Below are 12,378 nucleotides of genomic sequence, written 5' to 3' on the forward strand. Positions count from 1 at the left end.
GCATGTCGATGATCATTACTGCCATTGTCGTCCTGCTGGGGCTGGCGCTGATTTTCGGTGCGGTGCTCGGCTTTGCCGCCGTCCGCTTCAAGGTCGACGGCGACCCCATCGTTGATCAGATCAACAACCTGCTGCCGCAAACCCAGTGCGGCCAATGCGGCCATCCGGGTTGCCGCCCCTACGCCGAAGGCATCGCCAACGGTGAACCGATCAACAAGTGCCCGCCCGGTGGCGAATCCACCATTCAGGCGCTGGCCGACCTGTTGGATGTCGAGGCGCTGCCGCTGGACTCCGAGCACGGCGAAGAAAAGCCACGCATGGTTGCCTATATCCGCGAAGCCGAATGCATCGGCTGCACCAAGTGCATCCAGGCTTGCCCGGTCGATGCCATTCTTGGCGCTGCCAAACAGATGCACACCGTCATTGTTGATGAGTGCACCGGCTGCGACCTTTGTGTAGAACCCTGCCCGGTTGACTGTATCGACATGCTGCCCCTGCCGACCACACCGCAGAACTGGAAGTGGGATTTTCCGCTACCCAGCTCAGCCCTGATTGCCACCGACGCCAGCCGAGGGGCCGCCTGATGACCGCAGCCAGCCCTATCCGTATCTGGGACATCCCCGGCGGCATCCATCCGGAAGAGAACAAGCTCCAGTCACTCAGCCACGGCATCGAAACCCTGCCGCTGCCAAAACAGCTGATCGTGCCATTGCAGCAGCACCTCGGCGCCCGCGCCGAGCCGTGCGTCGCCGTCGGCGATAAGGTGCTCAAGGGGCAGTTGATTGCCGAGGCCAGCGGGTTCGTCAGCTGTCCGCTGCATGCGCCAACGTCGGGTACGGTTACCGCCATTGGGCCTGCGCCTTACCCGCACGCCTCCGGCCTGGAAGAATGGGCCATCCGTATTGAGGCAGACGGTGAGGACCGCTGGTGCGAACTTGACCCGATCAGTGACTTCAGTGCACTGGAGCCGGCTGCTCTACTCGACATCATTCGCGCCGCCGGTATCAGCGGCCTTGGCGGCGCCGGTTTTCCCACCGCCGTCAAGCTCACTGCACGCCCCGAGCAGAAGATCCACACGCTGATCATCAACGGGACCGAGTGCGAGCCGTACATTACCGCTGACGACAGCGCCATGCGCTACCACGCGGAACAGATTGTCATTGGCATCGAGGTGCTGATGCACATCCTGCGGCCGGAGCAGGTGTTGATCGGCATTGAGGACAACAAGCCCGAAGCGATCGAGGCCATGCGTGCCGCCGTTGGCGCGCGGGCCATGCAGGTCATGGTGTTTCCGACCAAATACCCGTCCGGTGGCGAGAAACAGCTGATTCAGATTCTGACCGGCAAGGAAGTACCCAGTGGCGGTCTGCCAGCCGATCTTGGCATGGTTTGTCAGAACGTCGGCACCCTGCTGGCGATCCACGACGCCGTGCTGCTGGGGCAGCCCTTGATCAAACGCATTACAACTGTGACCGGCGAGGCGCTTAGTCATCCAACCAACGTCGAAGCGCTGATCGGCACGCCGATACGGGACCTTCTGACCTTTGCCGGCTTGCAGCCCGAAAAGCTCTATCGACTGGTCATGGGTGGGCCGATGATGGGGTTTACCCTGCAAAGCTTGGACGCGCCCATCGTCAAGACCACCAACTGCCTGCTGGCCGGTAGCAAGGCAGAACTGCCGCCACCGCCCCCCGCCCAACCGTGCATCCGTTGTGGTCTATGCGCCGAGGCCTGCCCAGCCAGCCTGCTGCCGCAGCAGCTGCACTTCTTTGCCCTGGGCAAGGACTACGATCAACTCAAACGCCAGCACCTGTTTGACTGCATCGAGTGCGGCGCGTGCTCCTACGTCTGCCCAAGCAGCATTCCTCTGGTGCAATACTACCGCGCGGCCAAGTCAGAGATTCGCGCACTCGACCTCCAGCAGCACAAGGCAGACCATTCCCGTCAACGTTTCGAGCACCGCCAGGAACGTCTGCAGCGCGAAGCCGAGCAGAAGGAACGCGACCGTATAGCCCGCGCCGAAAAAGCCGCGCACCTGAAAGCGGCGAAGGAAGCAGAGGCTGCCAAGCAGGCAGAAGGCGGCGCTGCGTCACCCTCCCCAGACGCGCCTGTGCCAAAGGCAGGTGGTCTGACACCGGAGCAGAAGCAGCTGAAGATCGCCGCGGCCACCGCGCAGATGGCGCTGAAAAAAGCTCAGAAGCAGCTCACCGCCAACCCGGATAACGCAGACCTGCAGGCGCAGATTCCGCAACTGGAACAGGCCGCACGTGACGCGCAGGAGGCCTTCGATAAGGCCCAGGGTGACGTCAGCAGCCAACCGGCCGCTGCCGCGCCACAGGCAGCCGGTGAAGACGACGCCAAGAAACTTAAGATTGAAGCCGCCATGCTGCGCGCAGCGCTCAAAAAGGCCGAACGTGCGGCTGGCGATAGCCCCAGCGACGAGCAGCAAGCCGAAATTGCCAAATTGCGCGAGCAGGCGGAAGCTGCAGAGGCGCGCGTTCCGGCAGCTGCAACCGCAAAAAAACCGGTCGATGAAAAGCTGAAACAGGCCAAGCTGGATCTGGCGATGGCCCGCGCAGCTGCCAGGAAAACCGAACGCGCTCTGGCCGAGAACCCGGAGGATTCCGCTCTGCAGGCTCAGCTGGCAACTCAGCAACAGGCGCTCAGCGCAGCAGAAAAAGCTTTGCACGACGCAGAAAACAACAGCCCGATTCCACCGCCGGACCGCCAACGGGTCGACAAAAAGCCGATTGACGAGCAGTTGCGCGAGCTGAAAACCAACCTGGCTACCACTAAGGCGGACTTCAAGCGCGCCGAGCGTGAGCTCAAAGAAGCTACCGAAGCGGGTACCGATACCGCAGCCGCCGAACAGGCGTTGGCTACTCGCCGCGCCGCGCTGGATGTCGCCGCCAAGGCGTTCGCCGACTACATGGCCAGCAAGGAGACCAACTGATGGCGCTGGTACGCATGACTTCACCGCACGCCAAGGGTAACAACCATACCCAGACCATCATGCTCTGGGTACTCGGTGCGACGCTGCCCGGCATCGCGGTGCTGACCTGGTTCTACGGTTTCGGCACGCTGATCAACATCGTCTACGCCAGCGTGGTCGCCCTGCTGGTCGAATCACTCATCCTGGCTATCCGCAAGCGCCCTATCGGCTTCTACCTGCGTGACGGCAGCGCCCTTGTCACCGCCTGGCTGCTGGCGTTGGCACTACCTCCCTATGCGCCCTGGTGGCTGACGCTGATTGCGGTCAGCTTTGCCATCGTATTTGGCAAACAGCTGTATGGCGGCCTCGGGCAGAACCCGTTCAATCCGGCGATGCTGGGCTACGTGGTGGTGCTGATCTCCTTTCCGGTGGAGATGACTAGCTGGCCAGCCTGGCGTGGCATTGAAGCGGTGATGCCTGACGTGCATGCGACCCTGGGCTTGCTCGACGGCCTGAGCCGTATTTTCCTGCCGGTCAGCAGTGAGATCGACGGCTGGACACTGGCCACCGCACTCGATGCGGTCAAGACCAACAACAGTTTGACCATGACCGAGTTGCAGGCAGCCAACCCGGCCTTTGGCCAATTTGCCGGTTACGGCTGGGAATGGGTCAACGTCGCCTACCTGCTCGGTGGCCTGGTACTGCTGTACAAGCGCATTTACAGCTGGCATGCCCCAGTTGGCATGCTGGCAGCGCTGGTAGTAATGAGCCTGCTGTTCTGGAATGGCAGCGGTTCCGATTCCAACGGCTCGCCGCTGTTCCACCTGTTCAGCGGCGCGGCCATGCTCGGTGCCTTCTTCATCATTACCGACCCCGTGTCTGGTGCCACCAGCAAACAAGGTCGGCTGATTTTCGGTGCTGGCGTAGGGATCATGGTCTATGTGATCCGCGCCTGGGGTGGCTACCCCGACGCCGTGGCCTTCGCTGTGCTGCTGATGAATCTGGCGGCACCGACCATCGACTACTACAGCACGCCGCGCACCTATGGTCACCGCAAGGCCAAACGCGGCATGGGCAAGGTGGACTGAGCCATGGAAAACCCGACTACCACCCGCAGCTCGATACTGCGTAACAGCCTGATTCTCGGTCTGTTCGCCATGGCTACCGTAGGTATGATCGCCATCACCCAGCAAGGTACCGCAGAGCGTATCAGTGAAGCCCAGCGCCGGGTTCAGCTCAGCGCACTGAACGAGATCATTCCCCACGATCAGCACGACAACGATCTGCTGGCCGACAGTTTTACCATAGACGACCGCCAGTATCTGAGCCTGACTAGTACGCAAGACGCCTACCGAGCGCGCAATGACGGTGCTGTCAGCGCCGTGATCCTGCCGGTGGTCGCGCCTGACGGCTACAGTGGCCGCATCGAGCTGCTGGTGGGAATCAACGCGGATGGCAGCATCGCTGGCGTGCGCAGCGTCAACCACCGGGAAACGCCGGGCCTGGGCGACCGCATCGACACCACTAAGAGCCAGTGGGTTTTGGACTTCAACGGCAAGAGTCTAAGCATGCCGATACCTGAGCAATGGGCGGTAAAAAAGGACGGCGGGCAGTTTGATCAGTTCGCCGGCGCGACTATTACCCCACGCGCGGTGGTCAAGGCGGTCTATCAGGCACTTAACTATTTCGACGAACATCGAGCCAGCTTGCTGCAGCTCGGCGAGGAGTAATCCATGGCGACCAAGACGCTCTCCGAGATCACCGCTGACGGCCTCTGGCACAATAACCCAGGCCTGGTTCAGCTGCTCGGGCTTTGCCCGTTGCTGGGTGTCAGTAGCTCCGTGGTCAACGCACTTGGCCTCGGTCTCGCCACCATACTGGTGTTGACCGGTTCGAACCTTGCGGTATCGCTGATTCGCAGCGCAGTGACCGACGCCGTGCGCCTGCCCGCCTTCGTCATGATTATCGCCGCGCTCACCACCTGTATCGAACTGCTGATGCAGGCCTTCACCTATGAGCTGTACCAGATCCTGGGCATTTTTATTCCGCTGATCGTCACCAACTGTGTGATTCTCGGTCGGGCCGATGCTTTTGCGTCGAAGAACCCGCTACTGCCGTCGGCGGTCGACGGTTTCATGATGGGCTTGGGCTTTACCTTGGTGCTGATCGTGCTAGGTGGCCTGCGCGAACTGATCGGCCACGGCACGCTGTTTGCCGGCATGGACCTGCTGCTCGGCCCAATTGCCGCAGACTGGAAGCTGGTCGTATTCCCCAACTACAAGGACGTGCTGTTCGTCATTCTTCCGCCGGGCGCCTTCCTGTTCATGGGGCTGCTGATCGCCCTCAAGAACCTGATCGACGCCAAGATCAAGGAGCGCGCGGCAGCACGCGAAGTCAAACCGGCAGCCGCTGGCAGCAAGCGGGTCCGTGTTACCGGCACCATCAGCTAAGGTCAGCCAAGGCAACGATGAACAAGGAAAAACGCTACGAAATCTTTCGCCGCCTGCGCGAAGACAATCCGCACCCTACCACCGAGCTGAACTTCACTTCGCCGTTCGAGTTGCTGGTCGCGGTAACCCTGTCAGCCCAGGCGACTGATGTCGGCGTCAACAAGGCCACCGCAAAGCTGTTCCCGGTTGCCAATACGCCCGAAGCCATTTACGCCCTTGGCGTAGACGGCCTCAGCGAGTACATCAAGACCATCGGCCTGTTCAACAGCAAGGCTCGCAACGTCATTGCCGCCTGCAAGATTCTGATCGAAGAACACGACAGCCAGGTGCCGGAAACCCGCGAGGCACTCGAAGCCCTGCCCGGCGTCGGCCGCAAGACCGCCAACGTAGTGCTCAACACGGCCTTTGGTCAACCAACCATGGCGGTGGACACGCATATTTTCCGGGTCAGCAACCGCACCGGCATTGCGCCCGGCAAAAACGTCCTTGAGGTCGAAAAGAAGCTGCTCAAACACGTCCCCAAGGAGTTTCTGGTCGATGCCCACCACTGGCTGATTCTGCACGGACGCTACGTCTGCAAGGCCAGAACGCCACAATGCGGCAGCTGTCGAATCGAAGATCTGTGCGACTACAAGCACAAGACATCTGACTGAACGCGGCGCGCGATCCGGCCTCCGCTAACGCAGTGAAAACACACTGCGTTTTTTCGTCAAATTCAATTGAAAAAATCTATTTCCGCAAATCCGTATCTGCGTTTATAAGGTGCGCAAATGACATGTTCAGCGTGGAGTTGAGTCATGAGCCAAGCCAAATCAGATATCGAACTGGACGACGACGAATTCATCGAAGACGATGACACCCCCGATACCGACAGTGCGCCCATTTCCAAAAGTAGCCTGACCAAGCGTCGCTTGATCGACAACTATCTGGAAGAGCGCCGTCTGCAACGGGAACTCAGCGACTTTGATTTCGACTGACGTCCATGGAGGCGCAGGCGCCGTCCTGCGCTTTTTCTCCGCCAAAATCATCCTTTTCTATCAGCGCAATTAAACAAATTCGATTTATTAATTGATCAGGTCTGACTATCCTGACCACACTGACTAATGACTTTCATGACGTGTGTTTCGGGGTACTGCCATGACCAAGACCATCACCTTCGCTTGCATGCACTTTTCCATCGCCTTCGGCGTGGTGTACCTGCTGACCGGCAGCGTCATGGTTGGTGGCGCAGTCGCGCTGATCGAGCCGGCCATCAATACCGTGGCATTCTATTTCCATGAGAAACTCTGGAACCGGCTGGAGCGCCGCCGACACGCCGACCAGAACCCTATGCTGTCTCCTTTTTCTGCTTGATTCGGGCACACCAGCCGATAAATAAAAGGAACTTTGCAGACAAATTGAGGTTAAATCTCCAGTGTCCCTCAGGAAGAGAATCAGCTTGCGCCGGTTTACCAGAACGCTATCACTGCTCTCCGGTCTGCTCACATGCATGACCCTTTCCGCGCATGCCGCGCCTTACGACTATCCGGTTGCCAACCCGTTCATGGCAACGGTTACCGGCACTCCCGAGCGATTGCGCGCACCGGTACCCGATGAAGTTGACGTACAACAAACCGACCTGCAGGTGCGAGTGCTCCCTGAGCGGCACCTGCCGCCTGCCCTGTCTCAGTACCGTGACCTCCATTACCGGGTTGCCTGGCACGATGGTCCAGCACCACTGATTTTCCTTATCGCCGGAACCGGTTCAGGCTACGACAGCACCCGTATGGACTATCTAAAGCGTCTGTTCTGGCAGGCAGGCATGCATGTCATCGTGCTTTCCTCCCCGTCCAACCACGACTTTATTGCGGCTGCCTCGCGCAGCGGCCGGCCCGGCATCGCAGAAGACGATGCACGAGACCTGCATACGGCAATGAGCATGGCGTTGCAAAAGGCGCAGTCTGAATTGGGCTTCAAGGTCACCGGCTATCGCCTAGCCGGATTCAGTCTGGGGGCATTGCATGCAGCCTTCGTCGCTGAGCTCGATAGCCATCTGGGGCAATTCCACTTTGAACGGGTCCTGCTGCTGAACCCACCCGTTGACCTCTATGCCTCGGTCGGACGGATGGATGAATTGTCCTACACCCGGGTAGCCGGGGTGAGCGATAACGACAGTTTCTACGAGCACATCTTCCAGAAACTGTCTCGCCACTTTGCCAATCGTGGCAACGCCGATATTCAGACCAGCTTGTTCGAAGAAATCCAGAACTCGCCAGAGGTGCTGAACGACGCCGAACTGGCAATGCTGATCGGTGCGGTGTTTCGCTTCTCTGCTGCCGACATGAACTTCATGAGTGACCTGATCAATGGCGGCGGGCGTTACGCGCCAGCTGACGAAGACCTCAAGGTAAGCACCTCGCTGACGCCTTACCTGCGACGCGCCCTGTTCTGTGACTTCAGCTGCTACGTTGACACCGAGTTGTTGCCCAGTTGGCAGCGCCGCAACGCTGGCGGCACGCTTGAGCAGATGGCGGAACAAACCAGTCTCCACCATATCCAGAGCTTTCTCAGGGACAACCCCAACATCGCTGCGGTAAGCAACGCAAGCGAACTGATTCTGACTCGTGACGACTACTACTTTCTCGCTGACACCTTCGGCGATCGTGCCTATCTGTACCCCACTGGAGGGCACGGCGGCAATCTGGACTACGAGCCGGTTGCCGAGCGTTATCTGCAATTTTTGGCGGGGGATGACCAGTGATCAGACAGCTTATCAGTACCGCAACGCTGAGCATGACCCTGCTGGCGGGTGAGACCTTCGCACAGGAATTTGAATTGGGCGTACCAGCGTATCAGGACCCACTGCTGGAGCTGGATATCGACGCGCGCGAGAACCGTTATCAGTTTGAACGTTCCAGCCTGCGCGCCCTTAACGTACAGGATCCGATTGAGGGTCTGAACCGTCGCATCTATCGCTTCAACGCCCAGTTCGATCAGTATGTATATCTGCCGGTAGTGCGCACCTATGTGTGGGCCACGCCTTCCCCTGTGCGGACAGGCGTATCTAACGTTTTCAATAACCTGCAGGACATACCTAATCTTGGAAACAGCTTGCTGCAGGGCAAGTTCAAGCGTAGCGGACAAACGACAGCTCGGCTGCTGTTCAACAGCATTTTCGGTCTGGCTGGCATCTTTGATGTAGCGCAGAAAATGGGCTTGCCGCAGCAGGATGAGGATTTCGGGCAAACACTCGGGGTGTGGGGGGTGCCGCCCGGACCGTACCTGGTTATCCCGTTCCTTGGCCCGTCCAGCCTGCGCGACGGGACTGGCCGCGCGGTTGACTGGGTCTTAGAAGACTACGTTAACTACATGCACAACCGGGACCTGATGAATAACTACCAGGCCACCTGGGGGGTGTGGGCAATCGATCTACGCTACCAGACACCCTTCCGCTACGGCGCATTGGACAGCCCGTTCGAGTATGACCAAGTGCGCTACCTGTATACCAAACTGCGGGAATTCGAGATCGACAACTAGCCAACGCGAAAGATAATGTGATCTTCCCAGTCTTCGTCAGGCACGCTGCCTTCGGCCAGCATCTGACCCGACTGGGAGATGCCGGCGGCGTGAACAGCGTTACGATCACCGCACACCAGATGGTGCCACGGTGGCAAATCCTCCCTCTCGGCGACCAGGCGATAACCACAGCTGGGTGGCAACCAGGCGAAATCCTGTGCCTTGCCTGGGGTCAGCTGAATGCAGTCAGGCACAAACTGCCGGCGATCGGGATAATCACTGCAGCGACAGGTCTTCAGATCCAGAAGCTTGCAGGCAATGCGGGTGTAGTAAATCGCCTGGGGCTCGTCTTCATCTTCCAGTTTCTGCAAACAACACAGACCACAGCCGTCACACAGCGACTCCCACTCGTCCTGATCCAGCTCATCCAGCGTTTTGCGTTTCCAGAAGGGTTCAACTCGCATCGCCATGACTCAGGCCTCCTCTCGCAAGCAGTCAGCCAGCCAGTCCATCAGAGTCGCCAGATCAAACGGCCAATCCAGTTCGGCGTCGGTATCAGCGCGTTGCAGCACGGGTATGCGCAGTTGGTAGCGCGCCATGAGTTCATCGCTGTCCGCAATATCAACCTGGCTGACCTGCACGCTGGAGGCCAACGGCGCCAGCTCGGCAAGGGCTGCATCACAGAGGTGGCATCCGAGGGTGCCATAAAGACTGAGCTGGATCATAGGTACGCGTCAAGACTGGGAAAACGCGCATTCTACCTTGTTTGCCCCGGTCTGCCGACTTGGCAGCCTCCTGCGCATCCAACATACTCACTACATCGTCCCGGGAGAGCTCTATGGATTGGGAAACACTGTTGTGCCGCGAGCGGCTGGGTAAGACCTTTACCAGCGATGAGGAACTGGGCCGCACGCCCTTTCACAAGGATCATGACCGCGTCATTTTTTCCGGCGCCTTCCGCCGGCTGGGTAAGAAAACCCAGGTCCATCCGGTATCCAGTAACGACCACATCCACACCCGTCTGACCCATAGCCTGGAGGTTGGCTGCGTTGGCCGATCGCTGGGCATGCGAGTCGGCGAAATGCTGCGCGGGCAGTTGCCAGAATGGTGCCAGCCAGCCGATCTGGGTGTCATTGTTCAGGCTGCGTGCCTCGCCCACGATATAGGCAATCCACCGTACGGGCACTCCGGTGAAGACGCCATTCGCCACTGGTTCAGACAGGCAGCCGGGCGTGGCCTGCTTGACCCGCTAAGCGACGCCGAACGCAACGATTTTCTCCACTTCGAAGGCAATGCGCAGGGCTTTCGGGTCCTTACCCAAATTGAGTACCACCAGGCTGAAGGGGGGATGCGCCTGACCTACGCGACCCTCGGGGCCTATCTCAAATATCCCTGGACGGCTCGACATGCCGACACACTGGGTTATAAGAAGAACAAGTTTGGTTGCTACCAGGCCGAATACCCCCTGCTGAAGCAGATAGCCGAGAAGCTGGGGCTGCCCGCCCAGGATGACCAGCGCTTTAGTCGCCACCCACTGGTCTATCTGGTCGAGGCGGCGGACGATATCTGTTACGGGCTGATCGACCTGGAAGACGGACTGGAAATGGACCTGCTCGCCTACGCTGAAGTTGAGCGCGTGCTACTTGACCTGGTGGGCGACGACCTGCCTGAAACCTATCGACAGCTGGGGCCACAGGACTCTCAGCGCCGTCGCCTGGCGATTCTGCGCGGCAAAGCCATCGAGCATCTGGTCAATGCCGCAGCCCAGGCCTTCATTGATCAACAGCCTGCCCTGCTCGCCGGTGAACTTGAAGGAGACCTGGTCGAGCACATGCATGGCGCCGCCCGACGCTGCGTGCTTGATGCCAAGCAAATGGCCCGCAAGCGGATTTTTCAGGACAAGCGCAAGACGCTGCACGAAATCGGCGCCTACAGCACACTGGAAACCTTGCTCGATGCATTCTGTGGTGCGGTCAACGAGCTGCACGCCGGTCAGAATCTGAGCTTCAAACACCAGCGCATCCTGGACCTGTTGGGCCATACCATCCCGCAAGCGGACTGGCCTCCCTACCGCAGCTATCTGCGCGTACTGGACTTTATTGCCGGTATGACCGACCTCTACGCAGCCGAAATGGCGGCGCAAATTCGAGGTATCAGTCGCAACTGAGTGCGCGCGTCTCCAGCCGCGCTAGCAGAATGTCTACCAGCAGCAGCTGGGCGCTCAAGGCCTGGGTGGCCGTTTGGAAGTAGTCGATGGAACTGAAGCCCGGATCAGGCTGCTGTTCCAGTAGCTCACGGATTCGCTCCAGCAGGACGTCGAGCGAATCCTCCGCGGCTCGCACTGGCTGACTGACCAGCCCCCGCAATTCTGGATCAGACGCCAGACGCGCCAGCGCCGCGTAACACATCTCACGGATTTGCGAACTCAAAGCTGCAAGCTGTGCTCGCCATACCTGCAGATTTTGTCGATTGGCGACTATGCCGGTACCAATAGCCCGGGACTGCCCGACCAGCTCGGTGTTGCGCAACAGCTCCAGCCACAACCCTTCCGACTGCGGCGCGAGCCGGCCAAGGCAAACCAGATCGTAGCGGTCAGCGAGCGCCGCCACGGTCGCCAACAGGTTGCGAACCATTTCGTTATGCGCGAGCAGCATTTGCTCGGGGTCGGCCTGGTCGTCACCCTCCTCCAGCTGGGCCCAGCACGCCAGTACCGCATGCCAGGTGCCGTACCAATGCAGCGTTGGCTGGTGCAAGCGACAGGTCTCCAGCAGCTGGTTCACTTGCTGATTTACCGACCAACGACGTGCCTCCAGACTGCCTTCGCCAGACAATACGCCATACAGGAGCCCTCGGTGACGCTGGACCTGCTCGATCAACTGGCGCAACAGACGTATCTGTGAGACAGCAAGATGCAGTGCCGCACACCTCCTGCGTTGCTGCAGCCGTCGCATACCGAACCAGACGGCGAGCACCAGCACAACGATTGCTCCAAATACCGCTGCCATCCCCTGCCCTCCATGACGGCATAGCAACTGCGCTAAATCATGCCCCCGCAGACAATAGTTCGATTCGATATCCGTCGGGATCTTCAACAAACGCCAGTACCCGGGTTCCGTGTTTCATTGGCCCGGCCTCGCGCACTACCTTCCCGCCTGCCTGTTTGATCTGTTCACAAGCAAGGTAGACGTCATGTACTTCGATCGCAATATGCCCGTAACCGGTGCCCAGGTCGTAGGCGGCGGTGTCCCAGTTCCAGGTCAGCTCAAGCGCCGTATGCTCGGCCTCATTGCCGTACCCGACGAATACGTTGGTGAAGCGCCCCTCAGGGTAGTCCTTGCGGCGCAGCAGGGTCATGCCAAGCACCTCGGTGTAAAAGGCGATGGACTTTTCGAGATCTCCGACCCGGAGCATGGTGTGCAGAATTCGCATGATCGCTACCCTTGCGTGTCGATGCAGTCAAAGCTACCGGTTAAGCACTATCGCTAGCAATAGATAAACGAA

General features: G+C 59.4%; 15 protein-coding genes. 11 read left to right on the forward strand and 4 right to left on the reverse strand.

Going from position 1 to position 12,378, the window contains the following annotated elements:
• Positions 1-2 precede the first annotated feature (2 nt).
• From rsxB to C1949_RS10130, 10 genes are all read left to right on the forward strand, one after another.
• Positions 3-584 (forward strand): electron transport complex subunit RsxB, encoded by a 582-nt coding sequence (gene rsxB, locus C1949_RS10085; RefSeq protein ID WP_104738358.1) that lies wholly within the window; start codon positions 3-5, stop codon positions 582-584.
• Positions 584-2,953: an electron transport complex subunit RsxC gene (gene rsxC, locus C1949_RS10090; RefSeq protein WP_104738359.1), complete on the forward strand. Its 2,370-nt coding sequence runs from the start codon at positions 584-586 to the stop codon at positions 2,951-2,953. The genes rsxB and rsxC overlap by 1 nt, the downstream gene beginning before the upstream one ends.
• Complete coding sequence (gene rsxD / locus C1949_RS10095; protein WP_104738360.1) at positions 2,953-4,020, forward strand: electron transport complex subunit RsxD; 1,068 nt, start codon at positions 2,953-2,955, stop codon at positions 4,018-4,020. Before rsxC ends, rsxD begins: the two co-directional genes overlap by 1 nt.
• A gap of 3 nt (positions 4,021-4,023) precedes the next feature.
• Positions 4,024-4,662, forward strand: coding sequence for an electron transport complex subunit RsxG (gene rsxG / locus C1949_RS10100; protein WP_104738361.1), 639 nt, complete (start codon positions 4,024-4,026; stop codon positions 4,660-4,662).
• Positions 4,663-4,665: 3 nt separating this feature from the next.
• On the forward strand, positions 4,666-5,382 hold the full coding sequence (locus C1949_RS10105; RefSeq protein ID WP_104738362.1) for an electron transport complex subunit E: 717 nt from the start codon (positions 4,666-4,668) through the stop codon (positions 5,380-5,382).
• 17 nt (positions 5,383-5,399) lie between these two features.
• Positions 5,400-6,035 carry an endonuclease III gene (gene nth / locus C1949_RS10110; protein WP_104738363.1) on the forward strand — a complete coding sequence of 212 codons (636 nt, stop codon included), beginning with the start codon at positions 5,400-5,402 and terminating at the stop codon, positions 6,033-6,035.
• Positions 6,036-6,179: 144 nt separating this feature from the next.
• Positions 6,180-6,359, forward strand: a complete 180-nt coding sequence (locus C1949_RS10115; protein ID WP_088274291.1) for a PA3496 family putative envelope integrity protein — start codon at positions 6,180-6,182, stop codon at positions 6,357-6,359.
• A gap of 160 nt (positions 6,360-6,519) precedes the next feature.
• Positions 6,520-6,735, forward strand: a complete 216-nt coding sequence (locus C1949_RS10120) for a DUF2061 domain-containing protein (RefSeq protein ID WP_104738364.1) — start codon at positions 6,520-6,522, stop codon at positions 6,733-6,735.
• Positions 6,736-6,871: 136 nt separating this feature from the next.
• Positions 6,872-8,122, forward strand: a complete 1,251-nt coding sequence (locus C1949_RS10125) for a serine/threonine protein kinase (protein ID WP_104738365.1) — start codon at positions 6,872-6,874, stop codon at positions 8,120-8,122.
• Positions 8,123-8,154: 32 nt separating this feature from the next.
• A complete protein-coding gene (locus tag C1949_RS10130) occupies positions 8,155-8,898 on the forward strand; it encodes an MlaA family lipoprotein (protein WP_104738432.1) in 744 nt (247 codons plus the stop codon).
• Here the strand turns inward: C1949_RS10130 and C1949_RS10135 are convergent.
• Both C1949_RS10135 and C1949_RS10140 read right to left on the reverse strand, forming a co-directional pair.
• Entirely contained in the window at positions 8,895-9,347 is a 453-nt protein-coding gene (locus C1949_RS10135) for a YcgN family cysteine cluster protein (RefSeq protein ID WP_104738366.1), read from the reverse strand. The genes C1949_RS10130 and C1949_RS10135 overlap by 4 nt on opposite strands.
• 3 nt (positions 9,348-9,350) lie before the next feature.
• The gene (locus C1949_RS10140; RefSeq protein ID WP_104738367.1) at positions 9,351-9,602 is read right to left on the reverse strand and encodes a glutaredoxin family protein; all 252 of its coding nucleotides are present in this window, start codon (positions 9,600-9,602) and stop codon (positions 9,351-9,353) included.
• Positions 9,603-9,715: 113 nt separating this feature from the next.
• Between C1949_RS10140 and C1949_RS10145 the strand changes: the two genes are divergently transcribed.
• Positions 9,716-11,044, forward strand: coding sequence for a deoxyguanosinetriphosphate triphosphohydrolase (locus tag C1949_RS10145; RefSeq protein ID WP_104738368.1), 1,329 nt, complete (start codon positions 9,716-9,718; stop codon positions 11,042-11,044).
• Here C1949_RS10145 and C1949_RS10150 read toward each other — a convergent pair.
• Positions 11,031-11,882 carry a nitrate- and nitrite sensing domain-containing protein gene (locus tag C1949_RS10150; protein WP_104738369.1) on the reverse strand — a complete coding sequence of 284 codons (852 nt, stop codon included), beginning with the start codon at positions 11,880-11,882 and terminating at the stop codon, positions 11,031-11,033. The genes C1949_RS10145 and C1949_RS10150 overlap by 14 nt on opposite strands.
• A gap of 37 nt (positions 11,883-11,919) precedes the next feature.
• A complete protein-coding gene (gloA, locus tag C1949_RS10155) occupies positions 11,920-12,306 on the reverse strand; it encodes a lactoylglutathione lyase (RefSeq protein WP_104738370.1) in 387 nt (128 codons plus the stop codon).
• Positions 12,307-12,378: the final 72 nt, after the last annotated feature.

The organism is Halopseudomonas oceani (assembly GCF_002903165.1).
Classification (GTDB): domain Bacteria; phylum Pseudomonadota; class Gammaproteobacteria; order Pseudomonadales; family Pseudomonadaceae; genus Halopseudomonas; species Halopseudomonas oceani.